Genomic DNA, 22,684 nt, shown 5'->3' on the forward strand with positions numbered 1-22,684 from the left:
CATCACCTGTACTGCCTGAGCATTTCCACATACCTGTCGAAGAAGAAGTATGTGTCGTGAGGCCCCGGCCCCGCTTCGGGGTGATACTGGACGGTTATGAGTGGAAAGTCCCTGTGAACCATTCCTTCAACTGTATTGTCGTTCAGGTTGATCTGAGTGACTTCAAACTCCTTTGGCAGGGTTTTGGTGTCAACAGCGAAGTTGTGGTTCTGGCTGGATATGAACACCCTTCCCGTCTCGAAATCCTTTACCGGCTGATTGCTGCCGTGATGCCCGAATTTAAGCTTGAAAGTTTTTGCTCCGAGAGCTAAAGCCGTGAGCTGATGACCAAGGCAGATGCCCGCCATCGGTATCTGTCCTGCGAGCTTTCTTATCGTCTCAATCGTCGGCTTTACTCTTGCCGGGTCTCCAGGGCCGTTGGATATGAACACACCGTCAGGATTCATTTCCTTAATTTTCTCAGCCGGGAAATCGTAGGGTACGACTGTGAGATTTAGGCCCCTCTTCAGAAGCTGCCTTATTATGCTCATCTTGACCCCACAGTCAACCAGAACGACCTCAAGATTACCCTCAGATTCAAACCTCTTTGGCTCTTTCACGCAGACCTTGTCCACAAGGTCGATGTCGCTTATGAATGGCTGCTCTACAGCCTTTTTCACCAGCTTCTCCTTCTCAACATCTCCGATGCCTATCGCCGCCTTCATCGAGCCGTAAATCCTTATCTTCCTCGTCAGCATTCTCGTGTCAACACCTTCAATGCCGGGAACGTCGTATTCTTTCAGCAGTTCGTCAACACTCATCTCACTTCTCCAGTTGCTCGGCTTTTTGCAAAGCTCTTTGACAACGAATCCTTCCACCTTAACACCATCGCTCTCGAAGTCCTCTCTATTCACTCCATAATTTCCGATGAGTGGATATGTCATCATCAAAATCTGCCCCTTGTAGCTTGGATCTGTCAAGGCTTCAACATATCCGGTCATGGAGGTGCAGAAGACTATCTCTCCCAAACCGTCTCTCTCTGCACCGAATGCTTTCCCCTCAAGGTAGGTTCCGTCTTCAAGAGCTAACGCTGCCTTCATTCCAGCACCTCTTTGAGATGAGAAATAACCTCTTTAAGCCTGGGAGCGTCGAAAAGTCTTTTACCCACAATCTCGTTGCAAAAGGCCTTGTACAGGTTGGAAATTCCCTCTTTAACCTCTTCAGGCAGAGATGGGGGTTTTCCAACGGCTTCTCTCCATCCTTCCTTTCCCTTAAGCTGCTTGACCTTCTCATACCACTCAGTTTTACGGTAGTACTTCCTTAAAAGCTCCTTGCTGACCTCGAACCCATCCATGCTGAACCTGCACTCGTCAGGTGTTCCAACGGCATCAACGACCATCAAATTCCTTTCCTCATCTAACGCGACCTCTATCTTTCCATCCTCGTTTGTTAGGCCAGCTTTCCCAACTTCCCTTGTTATAATCTCATTAACCCTAACTACAAGCTCCTTGAGAGCTTCAAACTCATCATCAGTCAGTCCAGAAATCTCCTTCGCCTCTGCATGGCTGAGGTAGCGGTCAACATCCTCAAGCTTTGTGCTGAAGTCGATGATGGGCTTTTCAAGCCTCATTCCGGCTTCAATCTTGCTTAAACCAAAATCTTCAGGCTTTACTTCTCCCCTTTCAATTCTTCTCAGCAGAGATGAGCCTTCAGGAATGCTGTTGCGGTAGATAATTTCGAGGGGGATGAGGAAGTTTCCCTTTAACTTTTTGAAAATGGAGTAACCGCTTTCAGGCTTTACAACCCTGACAAGCTTTATCTCCATCTCGTTAACCGCACTACCCACCTCATCAAAACTCTTAACCTTTCCATCCTCAACCAGACCGACGTAGTGCGTCTTTATCCCCTCTTCCTCAAGCTTCTCAAAGAAGAAGGCTGAGACCATGCACAGGGCCTTTCCCTTACCCTCGATTTTATCAGGCATCTCCCCGTAGTCGAAAACAGAATATCGGTCAGAAAAGATGAATCTTCCGAGTCCAGGCTTATCAGTGGGCTCCCTGAGAACTATTAAGTCCTTAACACTTCCCATCAAATCACCTCATCTCATCATCCGCTTTATAAATTTCCTCCCTCTTCTCCTCTTGGAACTGGATTACTTTCTCCCTCATCATCTCATTCTTCATCGCGAAAATCTTGGCAACTGCCAGTGCGGTGTTCTCAGCTTCGAGAACGAGCATTGGAGCCACTCCTGAAGGCATCCTGATGCTTGAGAAAATATCAGCCCCACCAAACTTATCGCTGTAAGGCGGGGAGGCTATGACGGGCTTGTGAGTGTTTGCATCCACAAAACCGCTTAGAGCGTTACTCCTCCCTGCAACGGTTACAAAAACAACATCATCCTTCTCGTGCTCTCTTATGATTTCAAGGACTTTTTCAGGTGTTTTGTGTGCCGAGGCAACTCTCAAAACACATTCTATTCCAAACTGCGTTATCTTCTCGGCTATCTTCTTGCAGTAATCCAGATCAGACTTTGAGCCCATAATTATTACGGCCTTCATATTCTCACCTCTTCGATATGGCCTCAACAACTTTGTCATAGGCTTCAAGCAATTCCCTAATCTCAGGAACTGTAACACGATATAACTTTCTCGGTGGGTCTTCCTTAACATCAACAAGACCCAAATCGTAAAGCAGTTTGAGATGCTTGGAAGCACTGTACTTTCCAATTCCTAGCTTTTTGGAAATCTCAGTAACGCTCAACTCGCCTGAATCAATTATCGTCTTCAAAATTCTCCTCCTTATCCTCGCTCTCAACGCTCTCGCAAGCTTCTCATCCGGCATTGTTCGGTTGCGCAATAGGGCAACATTTAAGGCTTTTGGAATGCCTTTTAGAGAAAGTATTCTCAAGCCATTCAAACAAAAAACCAAATTAAACATCCCCACAAAAGTCGTTTAATGTTCCTTAGACTGAGAGAGGAGATTGCAAAAAGCCTCAAAAGTTCGGGGATTAGAGTAGTCTCCCCCTACAAGGTTGGCATTGGGTGGGTTGATCTGGCTATTCCAAGGAAAAGAGTTGGTGTAGATATCCTCGATGGTAGCTACGAATCATGCGTGGAAAGGCTTACATCCCATCCATTCAGAGATGTAAGGATTATTGACGAAAACTCACTGGATGAATTCTGCAGGGAGTTTGGTGTTTCCATAAAAGTGGATGAGGAGAGGCTGGATTCCCCAACAGCCTACGTAAAAGCAATCGAGGATGCTCTCGCTTACCTATACATCACTGGTGAGGTTTACGAGAAGGAGATTGATTACAGGCCTTTAAACACAACGCTGCCAGACCTGAAAAGGTTCGGGTATGCCATTTCTCATTCAAAGCCGAAGCTGAACCCGGAAATGTTTGTCTGCCTGACTCATGAGGGATACGCAGCCGCAAAAAAGGTGGTATTGCGGAGAGTGGAGATGTTTGAAAAAAGAATTAGAAAGCTTTCAGGTCCAGAAAGCTACATAATCGCTCTCGGAATGTCAGCGGGTCTGAAAGTCTCTAAAGCAGCCGAGCTAAATGACTACGACCTCAAATCCCTCCTGAGCTTCATGAGAGTATTGAACGAAGAAAAAATCAAAATTGACACCTCTTTACACCCAAAAGTTGCTTTTTGCAGATTTCTTATTGACACAGCCCTGAACGGAAAAGCGGTAAAGCTCGCAAAGACTCTGAACAGGCTCGGTTTAGCCTTCAAGGTAAGGAATTACTCCCCTTTTGGTCATTACCTGGGTGAGGAGTATAGAATCGCAAGAGAAGCTGTTGAGGCTCTGTTAAAGTTCAGCTATGCAGAAATTCCGGAAAACTGCCTGAAAGAATTTATTGCCCTAACCTATCCTCTCAGCCATTCTGACATTTACTCAATCATGAGTTACTCAGGAGAATTTCTCAGAAACGCTGAAAAAAGCAGAGTATGCTGGCTTGATGGTTCAAAAATTGTCTTAACCGACAAGTTCATCGATTACGCAAAGGTTAGACTTGCGATGCTGGTTGAGAAAGTTATAGGAAGTCTTTCTTAACCTGCTCGGCAACCTCATAACCCGCCCTGACACTTCCGTTCATACTCCTCTCAGGATAATTTGGTCTTGACGTCATTCCTGCTATGTAGAACCCATCCGCCACCCTGTAAGGTGTAATTTTCCTTCTGTATCCCCTCTCGTATATCGGACCGCTGTATTTCGCCTTGAAAATCTTCATCCATTTTATGCTATCTGTGTTGAACCCCAGCTTTTTGAGGTCGGAGAGGAATAGCCTCTCTATCTCCTTATCACTCAAATTGAAGAGATAACCGTCTGGAGTGGAGTAGCTTGCGAGGTAAATGAGGTGGATGCCGTAATCCTCGTAAAGCATGAAGTTCGTGTGCTCGATGACAGCACCAAAGCTCATTCTGTCAACTATGTTTGTCCAGTAGATGTTCTCCGTTAAAGTCTCCTCTGCTCCAACCAAAGCACATACAGAGCTCTGATACCTGATTTCCGAAATTCCGAGCTTCTCGCCTAGCTCACCAAGCTCTGGAAGGGGTGCTGTGTAGATTACAGCGTCAAACTGCTCTCCGTTAACCTCCCACTTTGCATTCTTCCTTATCCTAGCCCTCTCTTTTCTTATCTCCAGACCTTCAGCCATCTTATCAACAAGCTGCTGGAATCCATGCCTTATGTATCCAATCTCCTCACCAGAATACTTTCTGTTGCTCCTTATAGCCACCCTGCCTAGCAACCACGCATAGCTAACCTCTTCTGCATTCTCACCAAACTTCGACCTCAGCAGTGGCATGAAAAAGCGCTCAAGCAAACCCTCTCCAAGCTCCCTCCTTATCCCTTCGATAACACCAATATCGTCGAAATTCTCGTAGTTAAGCTTCCTGCTTTTAAGCGTAAACCTTGCAAGCCTGATTTTTTCACCAAAGGTGAGAAGAGGATAGCGAAGAATTTCAAATGGTGTGTTAAGAGGATATATTTTTCCGTTTGCAGCAAAGCCCGTCTTGGCAATTCTCCAGACAAGCTTTGAATTAAGCCCACTCCTCTTTATCTCTTCCAGCAAAAAATCATCATCTCTGAAGCAGTGATGGTAGAATTTTTCAACGCCTTCGTAGCTTGCAACAAGCCCTCCGATGTCTTCAGGCTCAAACACCACAACACTGGCATACTCCGACAGCTCCTTCGCCGCCTTGAGCCCTGTGAGTCCTGCTCCGACTACAGCAATTTTCATTGCTTTGCGATGTTTTTCAGATTATATTAAAACTTCCTTGAAAGCTCCTCAACCGAAGACATTATAAATCAGGGAAGATTAGGAGAGCCATGAGCTCTCGCATTCCTGGATTTTACAAGCTCAGCGTCGAGGAGAGAATAAAGAAGGTTGCCGAGCTCGCAGGATTAAGCGATGAAGAGGTTAAAGCAGTTTTATCTCAGGGTTTGCCTCTTGATGTTGCTGACAGGATGATTGAAAATGTCATCGGCACTTTCGAGCTGCCTCTTGGTATAGCCACAAACTTCCTGATTGATGGCAAGGATTACCTCATTCCGATGGCGATTGAAGAGCCAAGCGTTGTGGCTGCTGCGAGCAATGCAGCGAGGATGGCGAGGGAGAGTGGGGGGTTCAGGACTGACTACACCGGCTCCCTGATGATAGGACAGATTCAGGTTACGAAGCTTCCCAACCCTCAAGCAGCTAGGTTTGAGGTTCTGAGCAACAAAGAGGAGATTATTGAGAAGGCAAACGAGTGCGACCCCATGCTGGTCAAGCTCGGTGGGGGTTGCAGGGATGTTGAGGCGAGAGTAATCGACACGATAATGGGCAAAATGCTCATCGTTCATCTGATAGTTGACGTTTTGGATGCGATGGGGGCCAATGCTGTAAACACGATGTGTGAGAGTGTCGCGCCCTTCATTGAGAGAATTACGGGCGGGAAGGTTTATCTCAGAATAATCTCCAATCTTGCAAAATACAGGCTTGCAAGGGCGAAAGCGGTGTTTGACAAAGATGTTATTGGCGGTGAGGAGGTTGTTGAGGGGATAATGCTTGCCTACGCCTTTGCTGCTGTGGATCCATTCAGGTGTGCCACGCACAACAAGGGGATTATGAACGGCATCTCTGCACTGATGGTGGCTACTGGCAACGACTTCAGGGCTATTGAGGCTGGAGCGCACAGCTATGCTTCAATTGGTGGTTACAAACCCCTCACAACCTACGAGGTGGACAAGAAGGGGAACTTGGTTGGAACAATAGAGGTTCCGATGGCTGCAGGAGTGATAGGAGGGGCGACGAAGGTAAACCCGCTGGCAAAAATTTCGCTGAAGATTCTCGGAGTTGATACTGCAGAGGAGCTGGCAAGAGTTGCCGCAGCTCTAGGTTTAGCTCAGAACTTCGCTGCACTGAGGGCACTTGCTACGGAGGGCATACAGAGGGGGCATATGGAGCTGCATGCGAGAAATCTGGCAATAATGGCCGGTGCTGTTGGAGACGAGGTTGACAGAGTGGTTGAAATTATGGTTAGAGACAGAAAAATAAGGCTCGACTACGCAAAGGAGATTCTGGAAAAAATAAGGGGCTAGATTAAATTTTTATCTATTTTTACAATAAAAGGAGAAAATGCGAGGAGCGCAAAGGAGGCAGCAGAGAAAACTGCGGCGATGGTAAAGTCTATTTCAGCACCTGCAGCAGCTCTACCAACCATCAATGCGGGGCTTGCGTATTTTGTGACCATCAGTGGCAAAGAGCCGGCTGCGAGGATTGAGAAAAGGAGCTGAGCACTCTCTCTGTCCCTGAATTTCGCGGCCATGAGGTAGCCGAGCGAAACGAAAAAGGCAGTAATTGAGACTGATACTGCAAAGGCCAGCAATGGATTTGCCACATCCACTTTGTTGAGAGCTAGGAGGAGAAGCCACAGTGCGGTTAAGAGGGACGAGAATATCATGGGGGTTGCAACCTTGCTGACGGAAATCTTAAAAGGTGTAAGGGGCGTGGAGAGCAGCACCTCTATCGACCTGCTCTGTATCTCCTCACATACAGAGTCAATTGTCATTCCTGCAGCAACAACTGCTGTGGTGATGCTTAGGAGGGGGATAAGGATCAGATATATGAACTTGAAAACCGTTGAGGAGCCTGAGGGAATTTCTATCTCTCTGCCTCCTGAGTAAACCTTCAGCTCAAGATTCGGCACACCATAAACGTTTCTGAGCTTCTCTTCATACTCAGTGAGCAGTTTTTTGACGTAACTCAGAATCTGAGCCGCTTTTATTTCATCATCTGGCACGATGACGTCAACATACTTAATCCCGTCCACATCGGATACAATCAGCACGGCATCAACTTTTCCGCTTTTGAAAAGCTCCATAGCAGTTTCCTCATCGTAACAGCTTTCTATAAAGCACTCTCCAACGACGGCAACTTTCGAGCTACCATAAAAGCCGAGATAGTCCGGGTTATACAGCATGATCAGTCCGAAAGTCACAACTGAGGATATTCCTGCAACGAACACTATCAGAAAGACTATGCTGACAAAGGTTCTTTCCCTAAACATAAGCTTCATGTCCTTCTTTACTATTTCAAACAAGGAGCATCACCACCGTATAGTCATATACAGCATGCAAGGCGATTGCTAATCCCAACGCCTTTCCGTATCCCTTTTTTGCCATAAGGGCTATGGTTATGGCCGTTGCAGTATGCAGAATTAACGGAAGGACGAGAAACTGACTGAGAAAGGCTATGCTGTATTCATGCAGGACATTAAATAGGATGAGAATCTTTTCTCCCAAGAAGAATCCGATAGCGGTAAAAATTCCTCTGCTTAGCGTTGGAGAGGAGAATATGATGATTCCTTTGATAAACTCCTCAACCACAGCAACGCAGATCAGCAAGGCCGGAACCATCAGATGCTGGGGAAGGATGAAAACCGCGAGTATTGCGAAGAGTTCGGCCATGAAGGCAAACGATATAGAAAGGAAGGCGAAAATGAAAGCTGCGCAATCGCTGGTTACACTTAGCCTTGAAATCTCAATAAGTTTCTGAAAAATTTCTTTGCCGTGGGAAATATCGGGATTCAGAGCTTTCATGCCGAAGTAAAACAGCATAAAAGCCATTATGAGGTAGTGGGCGAATGAAAGAGCCAGATCGCTAACAGCAAGCTCTTCTCCCTGAATGTAAGCAAGGAGGAGTGTAATGGGTGAAATTTTGGATAGGGGAATAGCGGTTGAGAAAACTGCCGGAATGAAGGCGTAAATGGTTATCAGAAGTGAAACAACAAGCAGGAGAAAAGTTGCTTCTCTGTAGCTTCTCGAAATCATTACAACAAACGTCTGAGCTGAGAACAGCAGGAGAACGACAGGGATGGCGAACAAGAACGCCAGAAAACTGTTCAGATAAATTGAGACGGCAAGGGCTGAAAGCAAGGATAACAGGAAGTAGGGAAGCATCTTTCCGAAAATGAGCTCTGGTCTGCTTATTGCTGATAGTAGCACTTCAAGCCTTCTAAGGAGCTTATCCTCGAGAAGGGAAGACGAGAATACCTGAACGGTGAAGTAGGACGGGATGACGAAAAGAAACGCTAAAACCATTCTGTCAACAAGACCCGGAGTTTTGATGTCCTCAGGAGGGACGTAAGTAGCGTTTGATTCGGGAGTTGCGGGCGTAGTTTCTTCAACAGCTGTTGTAGTTGTAGTGGTTTTGACTGCTGTGGTTGTGGTAACCGCGGTTGTTGTTTTTAAGGCAGAACCGCTGGACGACTTATTACCAACTGATTCGGACACCTTTCCGCCTGTCTCCGGCGGCTTTTCTTTTTCCTCAACCACTCTCTCTGGCGGCGTGATTCCAGAAGGTTCAAGGTAAACAACGCTCACCCTCACAGGATGTGCCATCTCCCCAAACTCCTTCTCTATCCTCTTCCTGTGCTCTTCTTTGAGGTATTTCAAAAGCTCATCCGCTGCCGCAAGACTTTTGTCACTCCGCTCTACAAACAGCTTGCCATCAAATAAAACAACGTCTGGACTGCTGGAAGTTGTGAGAGTTTTCAGGTTAACTTTGACATTGGTCGTGTAGATGCCTCTGTCCGAGTCAATTCCGGTTATGATGGAAGCATAACCCAGTGAAGCTGAAACCGCAACAGCGAGGATGATAAGGAGTAAGCTGCCACCCCCGTACCTCTTTCTTGACTTTTTAATCTCGAACTTAGCCACTTTAAGCACAGAATTCATTTTTAAATATCTGGAATTTAACGTTTGGGGAAATTAGATAAAGCTTCGCACCAACATTCAGCTATGTGTGAATCAAAGGTTTACTTAGCAGGCAAAGATGAACCACTTATGGAGGATGTAGTGAGAATTGTTGTGGAAGGAGAAAAAGTAAAAATGTGGGACATTCTTGGTGAGTACAAGGAAATTAAGGGTAGGGTTGCGGAGATGGATTTGATTGGGCACAAAATAATACTGGAGGGAGAGTTATGAAGGTAAAGGTGGCGATAAATGGTTATGGAACCATCGGAAAGAGAGTGGCTGATGCCGTAAGCCTTCAGGATGACATGGAGGTTGTAGGAGTCACAAAAACTCGCCCCGACTTCGAGGCGAAACTTGCTGCCAAGAGATACCCACTTTACGTTGCCAAGCCTGAAAACGTCGAACTGTTCGAGAAGGCGGGAATTGAAATTCAGGGCACAATCGAAGATTTGCTACCAAAAGCTGACATTGTGGTTGACTGCAGCCCTAACAAGGTTGGAGCTGAGAATAAGGCCAAATATTACGAAAAAGCTGGTATAAAGGCGATATTTCAGGGTGGGGAAAAGAAGGACGTTGCTGAAGTTTCATTCAATGCCCTCGCCAACTATGACGAGGCCAAGGGGAAAAACTATGTCAGAGTGGTGAGCTGCAACACCACAGGTTTAACAAGGCTCATATACATGCTTAAAACGAACTTCAAGATCGGTAGAGTGAGGGCAACGATGCTCAGGAGAGTTGTTGACCCGAAAGAGGACAAGAAAGGACTCGTCAACGGAATTATGCCCGATCCTGTCTCCATTCCATCACACCACGGGCCTGACGTCAAAACCGTTCTGCCGGACGTTGATATTGTAACAACCGCCTTCAAACTCCCCACAACGCTCATGCACGTCCACGCACTCAATGTAGAGATGAAGGAAGCGGTTAAACCTGAAAACGTCATCAGCGTTCTTGATCAGGAGCCGAGGATAATGCTTGTTTCTGCAGAGGATGGCTTTACCTCAACCGCAAAGGTCATAGAGTTTGCCAGAGAGCTGAGACTCAGATACGACCTATATGAGAACGTAGTATGGAAGGAATCGATTGGCGTTGACGGAAACGATCTCTTCGTCACCCAAGCAATCCACCAGGAGGCAATCGTCGTTCCTGAGAACATCGACGCCATAAGAGCTATGCTTGAGCTTGCAGAGAGGGACGAGAGCATTAGGAAGACGAACGAAACCCTCGGAATTCAGAAAGTTTTTTAAAAATTTTAACTCATTTTTGCCATGGATATACAGACCAGAAAGTCCATACTCTGGGATGCTTTTGAAGAGCTGAAAACGAGATGGGGGGCAGACGAGAAGTTTCTTGAGAAAGCTGATGAGGAGGAGCTTACAGTGGACGGTCTGCCAGAAAGCAAAGTCAAGGACTTGCTGGATTTGAGGGAGAAGTATCAGCTCGACGAGCTTGAGTTTCTTTTCATCGTTGGAACGGCTGTAGGCCTCTATCAGGGGCAGAAGCAGGTGAAGGAAATCCTGCTGAGGAGAATGAGCGCCCTTAACGAGTTCGTCTCATCCCTCATCGGGAGAGAACTGTAATGAAGTTTGCGTTCAAGATAGCATACTTCGGCGAGAACTTCCACGGAAGCCAGTTTCAGCCCGACCAGAGGACAGTAGAGGGGGAGATAATCAACGCACTCAGAAGGCTTGGAGTTGAAAATCCAAGGCTGAGGAGTGCTGGAAGGACTGATGCCGGCGTTCATGCCTATGGGCAGGTAATCTCCTTTTATTCCGACGAAACAATCTTTCCAAGAATGCTAAACGCCGAGCTTCCAGAAGATATCACTGCATGGGCATGGGCAAAAGTTCCAGAGGACTTTGACCCCAGAAAGGCAAAGAGCAGAGTTTACACCTATGTTATGTATGGCTCCGACTACGACATCTCAGCGATGAGGAAGGCAGTTAAGGAGCTTATCGGCGTTCACGACTTCTCCAATTTTACGAAGAAGTTTGGAGAAGGGGAAAGCTGCGTAAGGGAGATCATAAGGGCGGACATAAGGGCGGACAGAGAGTTCATAATTTTTGAGATAGAGGGAAATGCCTTCACATGGAACATGGTCAGATGCATAGTGACAGCGATAATGGAAATCGGCAAGCAGCACAGAAGCATAGAATGGTTTAGAGAGCTTTTGAACCCGGAAAAGCACAAGGAGAGGGTTGAGCCCGCTCCCTCATATGGATTGATTCTGAAGGACGTTAAGTACGATGATTTGGAGTTTGAAGTTGACGACTACGCTTTGAAAACACTTCAGTCAAGAATAGAAAGCAGGATAGCACATCACGGAACGATTTTCAAGCTTTTCTCACTTTTCAGGCAAAGCGGAATTTCCTGATTCCTGAGAATATCAGAACAGCGGAAACCTTTCTTGAACCGGGAATTGGATAGTCGCCGTACCTTACAACAATATCTCTATTTATGTTCTCTACCATCGCTATGGAGGAGAACAGGCCCTCCATCGTGAGCTCATCCGGCTTACCGGCGAAAAGGAGCAAAGCCGACTTGGCATCCTCAATGTCTCCGTTTATGCTTACATTCTGCAATGCCTCCTCCGTCAGCTCAAGCATTCTTTTCGTTCTTATCGCCTTCAGTTCACTGTTCCTTCTGAAAAGGATGTTCTTTATGTTAAATGGTATTTTCCTTTCCGCTATACCAGCGATGGCAAATCCGTCAGACTTTAAGGCATTGAACACATCAGATGTGTCAACAACAACTTCTCCAGCCACCCTCTTTTTAAGGTCAATTTCACCGGCAAGAGCAACGAGGTTCATAACTTCCAGAATCTTTCTCTCTACACCAACCTCGCCCTCAAAAAGGATAAGAACATCCGACACTTCTCTTAAACTTCGAATTCGTTTCTTTATCTCTCCAATGCTTGAAGTGTCAAGCTGTGGAACTAACGCAAGTGAGATTACAACATCTTCAGTAACCTTTCTGAGCTTTTTACAGAGTTCAAGAGACGTTATGTAGCCAAAGTCATCTTCCAAAGAAGTTAAGACGAGGCTTCCTTCAAATATTTCGTAGAGAGACGTAATCTGGTTTACAAAACCGCTGACGTCTCCTTTCAGACCATGGACGTAGTACTTCCTGTCGTCTCCCAACGAAACATTTCTCAAGTGCTCTTCATTGTTCAAAACTGCAAAACATTTAAACAGAGGAACTCGATTGACTTTCACACCTTTTTTGTGCATAATTTCCGCAATCTTGGCACCTCGCAGCCCTGATCCTATTGTTAGTAATCTCATTTAATTAAAATCGAAATGGCGTTTAAAATATTTTCTTTAAAGCCAACTTAAAGGTCAAACAAGACTCTCATACAACTCCACGAGCGAGTTCGCCACAACCTCCCAGCTGTACTTTTCTCTTACAACCCTTTTTCCCTTTTCTCCAATCAACCTTACCTCACCTTCATCGCTTAGAAGCTCGTTTATTATTTCACTCAGCCTTATGTAGTCCCCAGGTGGAAAAACGAAGCCAGCCTCTCTTGCAACATCCCTAACCCCGGGAATGTCGGAGGCGGCAACGGGGGTTCCGCACGCCATAGCCTCGAGAAGAACTATTCCAAAAGCCTCCAGCCTCGATAAAGAGGGAAGAGCGAGGAGAGATGCTCTTGCAAGATACTCAATAACCTTTCTTCTTGGAAGGAACCCTGTAAACTCGGCGTTGACATTAAGCTTCCTTGCGAGTCTCTCAAGCGAGTTTCTCTCCTCTCCATCACCTATAATCACACACCTTGCCTCGACATCAACGTGCTTCATGGCCCTAAGCAAAACGTCAACTCCCTTGGTTGCGGCAAGCCTGCCGAGAAATAGCACCATAGGCTCTTTTTCCGCTTCGACTCCCTCAAACTCGCTCAGCTCTATGCCATTGGGAATTACATGGTAGTTTCTCCCTTTCAAAAGTCTTGAAGTTTCGGCGTAGCTTTTTGTTGTTGCGATAATCGCATCAGCCCTGTCAAGAGCTTCTGAGAGCATATCATCGCTCTTCTTAATTATCAACCTTGAAATAGCTCTGGGTATCGGAACCTTCCCGTACCTCTCAGGGATCTCAATGTCGCAGTGATAGGTTATGACGTGAGGTGATCTTTTGAGGGAACAGGAGAAGAAGGGCGGTGGTGTGTGCGAGTGGAATACATCACCATCTAAGTTTTCCAAAAACCTTCCAAGGAAAGGTGTAATTGGGGAGTAAGGAATAGGAATGCTGGGGATGTATTTAACCTCAAATGGAAATTCAGCACTGCCGGATGCGCTGGATGTCACGACAACAACTTCAAAACCCCTTTTGTGAAGGTGGTGGGCAAGTCTTTCAACATGAACCTCAACTCCTCCGACGTGGGGTGGAAAGTACGAGGTTAAAAGCACTACCCTCATGTGCGATTCGGTGAGGTTGGATACAAATAAATTTAACCATCAAAGGAAAGAAATACGAAAATGGTTTATATACGTTAATTGTATGGAGCACCGGGGGGAAAATTGAGTTCGACGCTAAGGGCAGCAGTGATGGGGATTCTTGTAAGCATCATTGTAACAGCAATAATATTCAAGTACACCGAGTCTGAGTTAACCTGGAGTGTCATTAAGAGGGCTAACTGGCTCTTGCTGTTTGCAGCCTTCCTTATGCAGGTGTCTTTCTGGCTTCTGTGGGCGTTCCGCATGAAACTCCTGTCCAATTATCTGGGCTATCGCATTTCTTTCCCCCACTCTCTTGAGATAACCATGGCCAGCATGTTTACAGCCTCTATAACACCCTCCTCCGCTGGTGGAGAGCCTGTCAGAGTTAAGATGCTGTCAGACAGAGGTGTAGAAGTTGGTACATCTGCCTTCATCGTCCTTGCTGAGAGAATCCTCGACTCAATGTACTTTTCAACAGCCCTGCCCGTCTTTCTGATTGCCACAGGTTTTTCGACAAGTTTTGGATTCAAAATAGCCATAATTTTCATTTCACTCCTCATCGTTTTTCTGTACGTTCTTTACAGGATATTCAGAAACGAGTCCAGCATCGACAAATTTGCAGAGCTTCTATACAAAGCTGTCCGGAAATTCAACGAAAAAAAAGCTGAGAAATACTCTTCAGCATTCTCAAGAGAGCTCAGGAGTTTTAGAGAAGCAACGATAAAAATGCTTTCCGACTCCCTTTCCGGTATACTCATGCTCTACATCGTCACACTCGTCATGTGGAGTGCAAGCTTTACAATTCCTTCAATAATCCTCGTTGCCCTCGGTTACGATGCCTATTTCCTATACTCTTACGCAGCACAGCTAATAATAGTGATTGTCTCTCTTGTCCCGCTCACTCCCGGAAGCAGCGGAATTGCAGAGGTGAGCATGGCCTACCTCTACTCAAACTTCGTCCCTACAAACATACTCGGAGTTCTCGTAGGGCTGTGGAGATTAATAACCTACCACACAAACATCTTTTTCGGGGCAATATTCGTCAACTACAGCCTGATAAAATCAAAATTTGTGAAGAATCAGCTCACGTAACTCTCATCATCCTCAAAACCGTAGCTCATGTCCTGAAGCATTTTCGTTGCCAGACCAACAAGAACCTTATCCTCACCAACAATTTCTTTTATTAGCATTAGTGAAGCAGACTCCTTCAGTTCAAAGCTTTTGATTTCATCCAGCAGCTTGAGGAGCTTGGATGCCAGCTTGTAAATTTCAGCAAGTTTTACGTCATCCTCACCCTCAATCTCTTCCTCTTCATCCTCAAATATCGCATACTCAAATTCATCCATGCTAATGCTTAACCTCAAAGCTTAATTTAAGGTTTTCTGTAAAAGCCTAAATTACAGTAGTGAAACTTTCGCTAATGGACATTCCGAGAGTTGTAATAGCAGGGACGAGCAGCAAGGTTGGAAAAACGATGATTTCCATTGGCCTGATGAGACTGCTCGTTAGCAGAGGTTACAAGGTTCAGCCGTACAAGGTAGGGCCAGATTTCATCGACCCAGGCTTTCACCACCTTGCGACTGGAAGGTATTCGCGGAATCTCGACAGCTTTATGCTGAGCAGACAAGCAATCCTTGAAACCTTCGTCAGAAACTTTAAGGGGGCGGATATAGCAATAATTGAGGGGAAGACAGGCCTTTACGACTCATCGGATGCGATAAATGAGAAGGGAAGCGTGGCCGAGGTTAGTAAGATTTTAAAGGCTCCAGTTGTGCTCGTTGCCAACGTGGAGAGGCTCAACAGGACTGCTGCTGCAATAATGCTTGGCTACAAGCTCTTTGACCCAGATGTAAGGCTTGAGGGGGCGATTTTGAACAGAGTTGGTAGCGAGAGGCATGCAGGGAAAGTTAAGAAAGCTGTAGAGAAACTTGCTGGCATCAGAGTTCTCGGGGTGGTGCCGAGAAAAAAGGTGAAAATGCCGTATCGCCATCTCGGCCTTGTAACTGCCTACGAAAGAGAAGATATGGACGAGCTGCTTGACAGCATTGCCGAGATTGTGGAGAAGCATGTCGACGTTGATGCAATTCTTGAAATAGCCGAAAAAGCGCCTCCGCTTGATGCTGTATTGGATGAAAGCGAACCGGAGAAAAAGAAGCATGTGAGGATTGGTGTGTTCAGAGATCAGGTCTTTTCGTTCTACTACCAGGACAACCTCGATGAGCTGTCGAAATATGCGGAGCTCGTCTTTTTGAACTCTCTGGAGGATAAAAAGCTCCCTGATGTGGATGCGCTCTACATCGGTGGTGGTTTTCCAGAGGTTTATGCAAATGAGCTTGAGAAAAACAAAAAGCTCAGGGGAGAAATTTACGAATTCTGCCAGTCCGGCAAACCAGTTTATGCTGAATGTGGTGGACTAATGTACCTCGGAGAGTCTCTTGAAACCTCCGAAGGGGAGTTTGAGATGGTGGGCTTTCTTCCGCTCAAAACAAAGATGTATGAAAAGTTTCAGGCGCAGGGATATTCAATTTACAGGGCATCGAAGCCTTGCATAATTGCCAGGAGAAACCAGAAGATAGTGGGGCACGAGTTCCACTACTCCAAGCCCACGCTTACCGGAAAAGCTGATTTTGCATTTAGGGTTGAGAGGGGGTTTGGAATTGATGGCGGCAGAGATGGCATAATGAAGGAAAATACGATTGGATGCTACATTCACGTTCACTTCCTCTCTGACAGAAGTATTGCAAGAAGATTTGTCAAAAAAGCGAAGAAAAAATAAGATTAGACACAGCCAGTTGGCTTTGGAAGTCCGGCAATTCTACAAGCATCCTTTGCAGGTCCCTGCGGGAAGAGCTTGTAGATGTACTGAAGGTTGCAGTCTGGCTTTACCTCTTTCTTGCAGTGTTTCACAAGCATTCTAACAGGTGGAGCAACACCGTATTTGATAAAGTAGTCTCTCAGATACTTTATAATCTTCCAGTGCTCCTCCGTCAGTTCTATTGGCTGCGGGCTGAAGCGAGTGTCCTTCGCAAGAGCCTCTGCAACCTCCTCATCCCACTCTTCCCAATCCTGCAGAAAACCGTCCTCGTCAAGTCTGAGCTTCTTTCCTTTAACCTCTAACTCTGGCATGAAGTCACCTCCGTCTTAGAGTGCCTTTTCATCTACGCATATATAATTTACGGAATTGCCCCAATGAGGGTTCAGAATTTTAGAAATAGCAAAAGCCTTTAAAAACCATCCTCCAATTTATCACTGCTGGGGCCGTGGGGTAGCCTGGTAGCCTCTCGGCCTGGGGCGCCGGTGACCCGAGTTCAAATCTCGGCGGCCCCACTCTAAATCTGCCGCTAGAGGGTGCTGGACGTAAGATAAGAACTCCAGGAACTTTGGCTTGATTTTGAAAATAGAATTTATCACTCTTCGTATTTCAATCATATTAAATCCCACCTCGAGAGGCACATAAACGGCTAAAGTTTATGTTTTTATCTATGCGATATAATTTTAATCATCCAGCAAAAACATTTTTCCTTCGTGAATTCTGGATTTTACCTCTATTCAGATGACGTTCTTAAAATTCGTGTTAAACACACATTTATTGGTATTTAAAAATTCTTCAAAAGCTTCCTCTTCTGTGGAACCTTCTGCCAATCCAAGAACTTGGAAATTATCAACATCCGGGTAAATATTCCCACATGAGGAGTATGTCACCCCATCAGGTGTTAAAAACATGAAAAGCCTCTTTTTCATACCATCACCTCCAAATGAAGCAATTTCAGGAGATTTTCGTAGGTGTATTCACTCTCTACATCTAAATTATCAAAGGAGTACTTAACATGCAACACTTGAGACTCTTGACGCACTTTCTTTGGAAATTCCTTTGCTATTAAAACTCCACCAACAACTTCATTCCCCAATTCTCTCATGTAATCACGAAGTTGGTCTATGTCTTTTCGCTGTGTTTTCCCCGTTTTTACCTCAACAAGCAAGTATTTGTTAGATCCTACTGGGTGTTTTAATTTTATGAAGATATCCACATAACCTTCAGGAAGCGCCTTTTCTCCTAGTATTTCAAAATCTGAGGAGTTATAATTTACTTTGAAATGCTCAAGAATTTCCTCAAACACTGTATTTGAAAGCTTTTTGCGAACTAACGATTGAAGTATCAGTTCCCTAAAATAGAATTTTTCCGGAATTTTTTGTTTTTCTTTCTTAAATACAATTTTTGGTTCAAACGTTTCTGCATCAATATCCAGACTTTCATTATTACTGTAATACGGCTCGCCCATTCCGGAAACGTTATAGAAGGTAACAGTGTCTGCCTGAAAATGCGTTTTTCTGTATCCACCTCTTAAAAGCAAATTCTCAGCTACATAAGAAAATTCAGGCCTAACCATTGGTTCATTTAAACTACGTTCTTGTTTTAGAATAAACCTAAAGGGAAAATGATAAGTTTTGCCTGATGTTTTGAATGTTATTGGTGGCCACGGAGGAATTTTGTCAGCATTTTTATAAGCCACCTTTTTGACAACTCTGTAGAGATTTCTGACCCTCGCACCGTAGAGAAAAGATACAAAATCTCCTTCTTCAATGTCTAAAAACGTCCAGAGTCCATTTATACTGTTTGTGAATCCTGCTAATGCGTACTTTATACACAATTCAAGATTTTCGCGTGTTGATACTGAAATTAAAAAGTAGTTTGGTGTTTTATCGTTTCCCATTTCAACCCCCAAACTTACTTAAAAGTTCCGATAGAAGCTGCCTCTTTCCTCCTGCCCATTTTACCAGTGGTTTTAACATCAACCAATGTTCGGAACATGTACTATAAGAGCTTTCTCTTGAGTAAACAATCCGTTTCCGTCTATGTTGGAAATCGCTAATTGTTTGGCACTTTAGGTCTGTTGGGTTTCTGCTCCTCTGATACTGCATTATCTGTACTCCGCCAAAAATATCATCCGATTAACTCCCTTAACCTCTCAACAACGCTATCTTTATCCCCCTTAACCTTCAAAACTTTGCTCCTCGATTTCTCACCGCTCACTATTTCAGCTTCTCCGAAAATCTCCTTGAATATGTTCAGTAGCTCCCTGTTAGCCTTACCCTCCTTTGCAGGGCTCTTTAATTTGACCTCAATTGCCTTCCTCCATTCATCGTAGCCGAAAGAAACATCCTTCGAGCCGGGTGATACGTGCAGTGATATGAGAACGCCATCCTTAACTTCTTTTATTGCATCCTCTATTTTTGACATCTCAGTAAACTCTTTATTTTGCCTCTTAACTCTTTCCTCATGAAGGTCGGAATTATAGGGGCAAGCGGATACACTGGCTCAGAACTGCTCAGAATCCTCGCTAACCACCCTGAAGCTGAGGTAATCGCAGCATCATCAAGAAGATACGAGGGTCAGAAAATCTGGAAGATTCACCGTTTTTTGAAGGGATTTTACGACCTGGAGTTCTGCAGCCCTGACTTAAGTAACTTCATGGATTGCGATGTCGTTTTCACAGCAGTTCCTCATGGACAGGCGATGAAGTATGTCCCAGAGCTTCTAAACAGCGGGATGAAAGTTGTTGACATCTCTGCCGACTACAGGCTGGACAGGGAAACCTACGAGAGAGTTTACGGCAAAAAGCATGAAGGTTACGTTGATGCTGTTTACGGTCTGACCGAGCTTCACAGAGATGAAATAAAAAAGGCAAACCTTGTCGCCAATCCGGGCTGTTACCCTACAAGCACGATTCTCGCCGCAGCACCGCTTGCAAGTCTTGAGCTGATTGAAAGGGTGGTTTTCGACAGCAAGAGCGGTATTACGGGAGCGGGAGAATCTCCGTCTCCATTCACACACTACCCCAATTTGCACGAGTCGATAGTGCCATACAAGATCACAGAGCATCGCCACTACTACGAGATGGTTCAGGAGCTTGGCAAGTTCCAGCAGGACATTAAAATCTCCTTCACTCCTCAGGTTTTCCCGGGTTCGAGAGGGATCCTGACAAATGCACACATCTTCTTACGGGGAGAGCTTACGAAGGATGAGCTTTACCAGATTTACGAGGACTTCTACAAGGACTGCTTCTTTGTCAGAATTCAGGAGAGTGTCTCTCTAAGTGAGGTTAGGGGAAGCAACTTCTGTGACATCTCCATCCATCCCGGAGAAAACAGAGTTGTGGTTGTTTCAGCCATAGACAACCTCGTGAAAGGGGCATCGGGACAGGCGGTTCAGAACATGAACCTTATGATGGGCTTTGACGAAACTCTCGGACTTAGAACTCCACCACTCTTCCCATGAAAAATTTTTTAGACAGCCCGATCATAAGAGTTCGGTAGGGCAGGTATCGGTGGTAGGAGCATGGTGAAGGACGTGGTAACTATAAATGTTGGAAAAAACGGTGTGACGGAAAGCTTAATAAACGAGATAAATTTCCTGCTTGAGAAGCGCGGGGCAGTTAAGGTTAGAATGCTCCGCAATTTCAGAGAGTCATCTGGCAAGGATAAAAAGGAGCTTGCCCGGGAGATAGCCTCAAGAGTTAAGGGCAGGCTCGTTGATTTCAGAGGGTTCGTGCTAACCTTCGAGAGGTGAAGATATGGCGACAGTGTATGATGTTCCGGCGGATTTACTAATTCAGAGGGTTGCCGAGAAGCTGAAGGGTATGGTTGCTCCTCCTGACTGGGCGAAGTACGTGAAGACAGGCGTTCACAAAGAGAGGAGCCCAGAGCAGGATGACTGGTGGTATATAAGGCTCGCCTCGATATTCAGAAGAGTTTACATTGACGGCCCTGTTGGTATCGAGAGGTTGAGAACGTTCTACGGCGGGAGAAAGAGGAGAGGGTCGAAGCCAGCGAAGTTCAGAAAGGGAAGCGGAGCGATAGTGAGAAATGCGCTCCATCAGCTCGAACAGCTCGGCTTCGTGAAGAGGACAAGGGAGGGCAGAGTTGTAACTCCGATGGGGAGGTCTTTCCTCGACAAAGTTGCAACAGAACTCAAATCTGAACTTGTTTCCGAGATTCCTGCCCTCGAAAAGTACTGAGGGTGGTTTTTATGGATGATCTTGAGGAGATCAGGCGAAGGAAGCTGATGGAGTTGCAGAAGCAGAAGGAGCTTGAGGAGTTGCAGAAGGAGGAGATGAGGAGACAGGTTGAAGCTCAGAAAAAGGCCATTCTGAGGGCAATTCTTGAACCTGAGGCAAAGGAAAGGCTTTCACGTTTAAAATTGGCTCATCCCGAAATTGCTGAAGCGGTTGAGAACCAGCTTATCTATCTGGCACAGTCAGGTAGGATTCAGAGCAGGATAACCGACAAAATGCTCGTTGAGATTTTGAAAAGAGCTCAGCCCAAGAAGAGAGAAACCAGAATCATAAGGAAGTGATATTATGGGGAAAAAGACGGTTGGTGTTAAAAAGAGACTGGCGAAAGCCTGTAAGCAGAACAGAAGGGCTCCTGTCTGGATTACCGTGAAGACAAAGAGGAGTGTGTTCGGAAGCCCGAAGAGGAGACACTGGAGAAGGAGCAAGTTAAAGGTGTGAGGTGAAGGCGATGGCAAAGGTCGTCTTAGAGAGGGTTTACTCGATAAGGCTCAGGCACAAGATGAAAAGGTATCCGAGATGGCTTAGGGCAAAGAAGGCTGCAAAGTATGTCAGGAAGTTTCTCAGCAGGCACATGAAGGTTGAACCTGAGAACGTGAAAATCGACACTGCTGTGAACGAGAAAATCTGGGAAAGAGGGGCTGAAAAACCACCGACAAAGATAAGAGTGAGGGCTGTGAAGTTCGACGATGGAATAGTGGAAGTCGAGTTAGCGTGAATGAAAGTTGCTGTTAACGGCAATCCTCTGATTGGACTCTACGCAAAGGTTTCCGAAGACTACGCGGTGGTTGGGGTAAACCACAAACCACTCATTGAGGCAATTGAGAACAAACTTGAGGTGGAGGTTATTGTAACAAAAATAGCCGGTTCAGAGCTTGTCGGCGCGATGATGGCTTTGAACAGCAGAGGGGCTGTGGTGAGCGACCGTATTCTTTCAAACGAGCTTAAAGAACTTGAAAGAAGACTCGACGTATTGGTTGTCGAAACTCCCATGACGTGCTTCGGAAACAACCTGCTTGTAAACGACAGGGGTGGAATTGCAAATCCCGAAATGGACAGCAGCATTTTGGAAAAAGTAGCTGATTTTATGGACATAGAGCTCGTCAAGGGGACTGTTGGCGGTATAAAAACAGTCGGCATGGCCGCTGTTATAACAAATAAAGGGGGACTGGCAAATCCCAACATCAATGAGTGGGAAGCGAAGAAGCTTGAAGAAGTCGCGGGAGTGGAGGTTCTGACCGGAACCGTTAATTTTGGAACCGACATGGTAGGTTCCGGAGTTGTTGCGAACTCAAAAGGATATGTGGTGGGAAGAGACACCACAGGATTTGAGCTGGGAATAGTTGAGGAAGCCCTTTTTCCGTGAGGTGATGGTATGAGGTTTGAGGTTAGAGGATCGTTCAAAACACAGGAAGGCTGGCAGAGGTTCACGAAAGTCGTGGAAGCGAACAACGAGAAGTATGCTGTTGAAAAGGTATACTCTTTGGTGGGAAGCAACCACAAAGTTAAAAGAAATCTTATAAAAATTGAGGAAGTGAAGCAGGCATGAGTTCTGAGAAGGAAATTCAGGAGAAAATTGCAACTCTGCAAATACTTCAGGAGGAGGCGGAAGCACTTCAGAGAAGAATTGTGGAGATGGAAATTCTGGAAAACGAGTACAGAAAAACGCTTGAAACACTGGAGTTTTTTGAATCCATAGAAAATGATGTTGAGGCGCTGATGAACCTTGGAGGGGGAGTTTTTGCCTACGTTGACGTGAAGAACAGCAAGAAAATGCTCGTCGACATCGGCAGCGGAGTTGTTGTGGAGAGAGAAGTAGGAGAGGCAATCGAATTTATCAAAAAGAGGATAAAAAGAATTGAGGAAAATCAGGAGAAAATGACTTCGATGCTCCAGCAAATTTTAGCCCAGGTTCAAAAAATCCAGCAGGAGATTGCGGCAAAACAGCAGGAGTGA

General features: G+C 45.6%; 30 protein-coding genes, 1 tRNA gene and 1 pseudogene. 18 read left to right on the forward strand and 14 right to left on the reverse strand.

Translation table 11 applies throughout. The features are described 5' to 3' along the window. Positions 1-2: 2 nt before the first annotated feature. Genes carA through H0Z19_RS03265 form a run of 4 tightly spaced genes read right to left on the reverse strand, consistent with a single transcriptional unit; the run spans position 3 to position 2,820 of the window. Positions 3-1,079 carry a glutamine-hydrolyzing carbamoyl-phosphate synthase small subunit gene (gene carA / locus H0Z19_RS03250; protein ID WP_290723776.1) on the reverse strand — a complete coding sequence of 359 codons (1,077 nt, stop codon included), beginning with the start codon at positions 1,077-1,079 and terminating at the stop codon, positions 3-5. Then, positions 1,076-2,068 carry a phosphoribosylaminoimidazolesuccinocarboxamide synthase gene (purC, locus tag H0Z19_RS03255; RefSeq protein ID WP_290723778.1) on the reverse strand — a complete coding sequence of 331 codons (993 nt, stop codon included), beginning with the start codon at positions 2,066-2,068 and terminating at the stop codon, positions 1,076-1,078. The genes carA and purC overlap by 4 nt, the downstream gene beginning before the upstream one ends. A gap of 4 nt (positions 2,069-2,072) precedes the next feature. Further along, positions 2,073-2,537: a 5-(carboxyamino)imidazole ribonucleotide mutase gene (gene purE, locus H0Z19_RS03260; RefSeq protein ID WP_290723779.1), complete on the reverse strand. Its 465-nt coding sequence runs from the start codon at positions 2,535-2,537 to the stop codon at positions 2,073-2,075. 4 nt (positions 2,538-2,541) lie between these two features. Then, positions 2,542-2,820, reverse strand: coding sequence for a helix-turn-helix domain-containing protein (locus H0Z19_RS03265; protein ID WP_290723780.1), 279 nt, complete (start codon positions 2,818-2,820; stop codon positions 2,542-2,544). Positions 2,821-2,934: 114 nt separating this feature from the next. Here H0Z19_RS03265 and H0Z19_RS03270 point away from each other — a divergent pair, with 114 nt between their 5' ends. Then, complete coding sequence (locus tag H0Z19_RS03270) at positions 2,935-4,041, forward strand: hypothetical protein (protein WP_290723782.1); 1,107 nt, start codon at positions 2,935-2,937, stop codon at positions 4,039-4,041. On the opposite strand, the gene H0Z19_RS03275 is transcribed toward H0Z19_RS03270, so the two are convergent. Next, the gene (locus H0Z19_RS03275; RefSeq protein ID WP_290723783.1) at positions 4,022-5,230 is read right to left on the reverse strand and encodes an NAD(P)/FAD-dependent oxidoreductase; all 1,209 of its coding nucleotides are present in this window, start codon (positions 5,228-5,230) and stop codon (positions 4,022-4,024) included. The genes H0Z19_RS03270 and H0Z19_RS03275 overlap by 20 nt on opposite strands. Before the next feature lie 47 nt (positions 5,231-5,277). Here H0Z19_RS03275 and H0Z19_RS03280 point away from each other — a divergent pair. Then, positions 5,278-6,573: pseudogene (locus tag H0Z19_RS03280) on the forward strand (hydroxymethylglutaryl-CoA reductase, degradative); the annotation flags it as partial. On the opposite strand, the gene H0Z19_RS03285 reads toward H0Z19_RS03280, so the two are convergent. After that, positions 6,570-7,574 (reverse strand): ABC transporter permease, encoded by a 1,005-nt coding sequence (locus H0Z19_RS03285; protein WP_290723785.1) that lies wholly within the window; start codon positions 7,572-7,574, stop codon positions 6,570-6,572. The pseudogene H0Z19_RS03280 and the gene H0Z19_RS03285 overlap by 4 nt on opposite strands. Next, the gene (locus H0Z19_RS03290; protein WP_290723787.1) at positions 7,567-9,201 is read right to left on the reverse strand and encodes a hypothetical protein; all 1,635 of its coding nucleotides are present in this window, start codon (positions 9,199-9,201) and stop codon (positions 7,567-7,569) included. Before H0Z19_RS03290 ends, H0Z19_RS03285 begins: the two co-directional genes overlap by 8 nt. Positions 9,202-9,273: 72 nt before the next feature. Here H0Z19_RS03290 and H0Z19_RS03295 point away from each other — a divergent pair, with 72 nt between their 5' ends. From H0Z19_RS03295 to truA, 4 genes are read left to right on the forward strand one after another with little or no spacing between them, the layout of a single operon-like run. Next, positions 9,274-9,459 carry a CooT family nickel-binding protein gene (locus tag H0Z19_RS03295; protein WP_290723789.1) on the forward strand — a complete coding sequence of 62 codons (186 nt, stop codon included), beginning with the start codon at positions 9,274-9,276 and terminating at the stop codon, positions 9,457-9,459. Next, a complete protein-coding gene (locus tag H0Z19_RS03300) occupies positions 9,456-10,475 on the forward strand; it encodes a type II glyceraldehyde-3-phosphate dehydrogenase (RefSeq protein ID WP_290723791.1) in 1,020 nt (339 codons plus the stop codon). The genes H0Z19_RS03295 and H0Z19_RS03300 overlap by 4 nt, the downstream gene beginning before the upstream one ends. A 21-nt stretch (positions 10,476-10,496) precedes the next feature. After that, positions 10,497-10,808, forward strand: a complete 312-nt coding sequence (locus H0Z19_RS03305; RefSeq protein WP_290723793.1) for a hypothetical protein — start codon at positions 10,497-10,499, stop codon at positions 10,806-10,808. Further along, positions 10,808-11,602: a tRNA pseudouridine(38-40) synthase TruA gene (gene truA / locus H0Z19_RS03310; RefSeq protein WP_290723795.1), complete on the forward strand. Its 795-nt coding sequence runs from the start codon at positions 10,808-10,810 to the stop codon at positions 11,600-11,602. The genes H0Z19_RS03305 and truA overlap by 1 nt, the downstream gene beginning before the upstream one ends. On the opposite strand, the gene H0Z19_RS03315 is transcribed toward truA, so the two are convergent. Next, on the reverse strand, positions 11,580-12,512 hold the full coding sequence (locus H0Z19_RS03315; RefSeq protein ID WP_290723796.1) for a cell division protein: 933 nt from the start codon (positions 12,510-12,512) through the stop codon (positions 11,580-11,582). The genes truA and H0Z19_RS03315 overlap by 23 nt on opposite strands. Before the next feature lie 54 nt (positions 12,513-12,566). Then, positions 12,567-13,637: a glycosyltransferase family 4 protein gene (locus tag H0Z19_RS03320; protein ID WP_290723798.1), complete on the reverse strand. Its 1,071-nt coding sequence runs from the start codon at positions 13,635-13,637 to the stop codon at positions 12,567-12,569. A gap of 102 nt (positions 13,638-13,739) precedes the next feature. Between H0Z19_RS03320 and H0Z19_RS03325 the strand changes: the two genes are divergently transcribed. Continuing rightward, complete coding sequence (locus tag H0Z19_RS03325) at positions 13,740-14,750, forward strand: UPF0104 family protein (protein ID WP_290723799.1); 1,011 nt, start codon at positions 13,740-13,742, stop codon at positions 14,748-14,750. Here the strand turns inward: H0Z19_RS03325 and H0Z19_RS03330 are convergent. Then, a complete protein-coding gene (locus H0Z19_RS03330) occupies positions 14,738-15,004 on the reverse strand; it encodes a hypothetical protein (RefSeq protein WP_290723802.1) in 267 nt (88 codons plus the stop codon). The two genes, H0Z19_RS03325 and H0Z19_RS03330, sit on opposite strands and share 13 nt — an antisense overlap. 74 nt (positions 15,005-15,078) lie before the next feature. Between H0Z19_RS03330 and H0Z19_RS03335 the strand changes: the two genes are divergently transcribed. Continuing rightward, a complete protein-coding gene (locus H0Z19_RS03335) occupies positions 15,079-16,434 on the forward strand; it encodes a cobyrinate a,c-diamide synthase (protein ID WP_290723804.1) in 1,356 nt (451 codons plus the stop codon). 2 nt (positions 16,435-16,436) lie between these two features. Here the strand turns inward: H0Z19_RS03335 and H0Z19_RS03340 are convergent, their stop codons facing one another. Beyond that, positions 16,437-16,784, reverse strand: coding sequence for a TusE/DsrC/DsvC family sulfur relay protein (locus tag H0Z19_RS03340; RefSeq protein WP_290723806.1), 348 nt, complete (start codon positions 16,782-16,784; stop codon positions 16,437-16,439). 128 nt (positions 16,785-16,912) lie between these two features. Between H0Z19_RS03340 and H0Z19_RS03345 the strand changes: the two genes are divergently transcribed. After that, a tRNA-Pro gene (locus H0Z19_RS03345) sits at positions 16,913-16,985 on the forward strand. A gap of 222 nt (positions 16,986-17,207) precedes the next feature. Here the strand turns inward: H0Z19_RS03345 and H0Z19_RS03350 are convergent. From H0Z19_RS03350 to H0Z19_RS03360, 3 genes are all read right to left on the reverse strand, one after another. Next, a complete protein-coding gene (locus H0Z19_RS03350) occupies positions 17,208-17,399 on the reverse strand; it encodes a hypothetical protein (RefSeq protein WP_290723809.1) in 192 nt (63 codons plus the stop codon). Further along, complete coding sequence (locus tag H0Z19_RS03355; RefSeq protein ID WP_290723811.1) at positions 17,396-18,370, reverse strand: hypothetical protein; 975 nt, start codon at positions 18,368-18,370, stop codon at positions 17,396-17,398. Before H0Z19_RS03355 ends, H0Z19_RS03350 begins: the two co-directional genes overlap by 4 nt. A 230-nt stretch (positions 18,371-18,600) precedes the next feature. Beyond that, on the reverse strand, positions 18,601-18,897 hold the full coding sequence (locus H0Z19_RS03360; protein WP_290723813.1) for a DUF167 family protein: 297 nt from the start codon (positions 18,895-18,897) through the stop codon (positions 18,601-18,603). Between the two features lie 39 nt (positions 18,898-18,936). Here H0Z19_RS03360 and argC point away from each other — a divergent pair, with 39 nt between their 5' ends. Genes argC through pfdA form a run of 9 tightly spaced genes read left to right on the forward strand, consistent with a single transcriptional unit; the run spans position 18,937 to position 22,684 of the window. Further along, positions 18,937-19,935, forward strand: coding sequence for an N-acetyl-gamma-glutamyl-phosphate reductase (argC, locus tag H0Z19_RS03365; protein ID WP_290723815.1), 999 nt, complete (start codon positions 18,937-18,939; stop codon positions 19,933-19,935). A 60-nt stretch (positions 19,936-19,995) separates the two neighbouring features. Continuing rightward, positions 19,996-20,226, forward strand: a complete 231-nt coding sequence (locus H0Z19_RS03370) for a YhbY family RNA-binding protein (RefSeq protein ID WP_290723818.1) — start codon at positions 19,996-19,998, stop codon at positions 20,224-20,226. 4 nt (positions 20,227-20,230) lie between these two features. Then, positions 20,231-20,674, forward strand: a complete 444-nt coding sequence (locus tag H0Z19_RS03375; protein ID WP_290723820.1) for a 30S ribosomal protein S19e — start codon at positions 20,231-20,233, stop codon at positions 20,672-20,674. Positions 20,675-20,685: 11 nt separating this feature from the next. Further along, on the forward strand, positions 20,686-21,012 hold the full coding sequence (locus tag H0Z19_RS03380) for a DNA-binding protein (RefSeq protein WP_290723822.1): 327 nt from the start codon (positions 20,686-20,688) through the stop codon (positions 21,010-21,012). Positions 21,013-21,016: 4 nt separating this feature from the next. Then, on the forward strand, positions 21,017-21,169 hold the full coding sequence (locus H0Z19_RS03385; RefSeq protein WP_290723824.1) for a 50S ribosomal protein L39e: 153 nt from the start codon (positions 21,017-21,019) through the stop codon (positions 21,167-21,169). Positions 21,170-21,179: 10 nt separating this feature from the next. Beyond that, positions 21,180-21,446 (forward strand): 50S ribosomal protein L31e, encoded by a 267-nt coding sequence (locus H0Z19_RS03390; protein WP_290723826.1) that lies wholly within the window; start codon positions 21,180-21,182, stop codon positions 21,444-21,446. Next, entirely contained in the window at positions 21,447-22,094 is a 648-nt protein-coding gene (locus H0Z19_RS03395; protein WP_290723827.1) for a translation initiation factor IF-6, read from the forward strand. It begins immediately after the preceding gene. A gap of 9 nt (positions 22,095-22,103) precedes the next feature. Beyond that, a complete protein-coding gene (rpl18a, locus tag H0Z19_RS03400; protein ID WP_290723829.1) occupies positions 22,104-22,277 on the forward strand; it encodes a 50S ribosomal protein L18Ae in 174 nt (57 codons plus the stop codon). Continuing rightward, positions 22,274-22,684, forward strand: coding sequence for a prefoldin subunit alpha (gene pfdA / locus H0Z19_RS03405; protein ID WP_290723831.1), 411 nt, complete (start codon positions 22,274-22,276; stop codon positions 22,682-22,684). The genes rpl18a and pfdA overlap by 4 nt, the downstream gene beginning before the upstream one ends.

Origin of the sequence: Archaeoglobus sp. (assembly GCF_017656475.1) — an archaeon.
Taxonomy (GTDB): Archaea; Halobacteriota; Archaeoglobi; order Archaeoglobales; family Archaeoglobaceae; genus Archaeoglobus.

What these genes read in the sequence shown, in the direction of transcription:
- carA (WP_290723776.1), bottom strand. Translation starts at nt 1,079, where the DNA reads ATGAAGGCAGCGTTAGCTCTTGAAGACGGAACCTACCTTGAGGGGAAA.
- purC (WP_290723778.1), bottom strand. Translation starts at nt 2,068, where the DNA reads ATGGGAAGTGTTAAGGACTTAATAGTTCTCAGGGAGCCCACTGATAAG.
- purE (WP_290723779.1), bottom strand. Translation starts at nt 2,537, where the DNA reads ATGAAGGCCGTAATAATTATGGGCTCAAAGTCTGATCTGGATTACTGC.
- H0Z19_RS03265 (WP_290723780.1), bottom strand. Translation starts at nt 2,820, where the DNA reads ATGCCGGATGAGAAGCTTGCGAGAGCGTTGAGAGCGAGGATAAGGAGG.
- H0Z19_RS03270 (WP_290723782.1), top strand. Translation starts at nt 2,935, where the DNA reads ATGTTCCTTAGACTGAGAGAGGAGATTGCAAAAAGCCTCAAAAGTTCG.
- H0Z19_RS03275 (WP_290723783.1), bottom strand. Translation starts at nt 5,230, where the DNA reads ATGAAAATTGCTGTAGTCGGAGCAGGACTCACAGGGCTCAAGGCGGCG.
- H0Z19_RS03295 (WP_290723789.1), top strand. Translation starts at nt 9,274, where the DNA reads ATGTGTGAATCAAAGGTTTACTTAGCAGGCAAAGATGAACCACTTATG.
- H0Z19_RS03300 (WP_290723791.1), top strand. Translation starts at nt 9,456, where the DNA reads ATGAAGGTAAAGGTGGCGATAAATGGTTATGGAACCATCGGAAAGAGA.
- H0Z19_RS03305 (WP_290723793.1), top strand. Translation starts at nt 10,497, where the DNA reads ATGGATATACAGACCAGAAAGTCCATACTCTGGGATGCTTTTGAAGAG.
- truA (WP_290723795.1), top strand. Translation starts at nt 10,808, where the DNA reads ATGAAGTTTGCGTTCAAGATAGCATACTTCGGCGAGAACTTCCACGGA.
- H0Z19_RS03315 (WP_290723796.1), bottom strand. Translation starts at nt 12,512, where the DNA reads ATGAGATTACTAACAATAGGATCAGGGCTGCGAGGTGCCAAGATTGCG.
- H0Z19_RS03320 (WP_290723798.1), bottom strand. Translation starts at nt 13,637, where the DNA reads ATGAGGGTAGTGCTTTTAACCTCGTACTTTCCACCCCACGTCGGAGGA.
- H0Z19_RS03330 (WP_290723802.1), bottom strand. Translation starts at nt 15,004, where the DNA reads ATGGATGAATTTGAGTATGCGATATTTGAGGATGAAGAGGAAGAGATT.
- H0Z19_RS03335 (WP_290723804.1), top strand. Translation starts at nt 15,079, where the DNA reads ATGGACATTCCGAGAGTTGTAATAGCAGGGACGAGCAGCAAGGTTGGA.
- H0Z19_RS03340 (WP_290723806.1), bottom strand. Translation starts at nt 16,784, where the DNA reads ATGCCAGAGTTAGAGGTTAAAGGAAAGAAGCTCAGACTTGACGAGGAC.
- H0Z19_RS03350 (WP_290723809.1), bottom strand. Translation starts at nt 17,399, where the DNA reads ATGAAAAAGAGGCTTTTCATGTTTTTAACACCTGATGGGGTGACATAC.
- H0Z19_RS03355 (WP_290723811.1), bottom strand. Translation starts at nt 18,370, where the DNA reads ATGGGAAACGATAAAACACCAAACTACTTTTTAATTTCAGTATCAACA.
- H0Z19_RS03360 (WP_290723813.1), bottom strand. Translation starts at nt 18,897, where the DNA reads ATGTCAAAAATAGAGGATGCAATAAAAGAAGTTAAGGATGGCGTTCTC.
- argC (WP_290723815.1), top strand. Translation starts at nt 18,937, where the DNA reads ATGAAGGTCGGAATTATAGGGGCAAGCGGATACACTGGCTCAGAACTG.
- H0Z19_RS03370 (WP_290723818.1), top strand. Translation starts at nt 19,996, where the DNA reads ATGGTGAAGGACGTGGTAACTATAAATGTTGGAAAAAACGGTGTGACG.
- H0Z19_RS03375 (WP_290723820.1), top strand. Translation starts at nt 20,231, where the DNA reads ATGGCGACAGTGTATGATGTTCCGGCGGATTTACTAATTCAGAGGGTT.
- H0Z19_RS03380 (WP_290723822.1), top strand. Translation starts at nt 20,686, where the DNA reads ATGGATGATCTTGAGGAGATCAGGCGAAGGAAGCTGATGGAGTTGCAG.
- H0Z19_RS03385 (WP_290723824.1), top strand. Translation starts at nt 21,017, where the DNA reads ATGGGGAAAAAGACGGTTGGTGTTAAAAAGAGACTGGCGAAAGCCTGT.
- H0Z19_RS03390 (WP_290723826.1), top strand. Translation starts at nt 21,180, where the DNA reads ATGGCAAAGGTCGTCTTAGAGAGGGTTTACTCGATAAGGCTCAGGCAC.
- H0Z19_RS03395 (WP_290723827.1), top strand. Translation starts at nt 21,447, where the DNA reads ATGAAAGTTGCTGTTAACGGCAATCCTCTGATTGGACTCTACGCAAAG.
- rpl18a (WP_290723829.1), top strand. Translation starts at nt 22,104, where the DNA reads ATGAGGTTTGAGGTTAGAGGATCGTTCAAAACACAGGAAGGCTGGCAG.
- pfdA (WP_290723831.1), top strand. Translation starts at nt 22,274, where the DNA reads ATGAGTTCTGAGAAGGAAATTCAGGAGAAAATTGCAACTCTGCAAATA.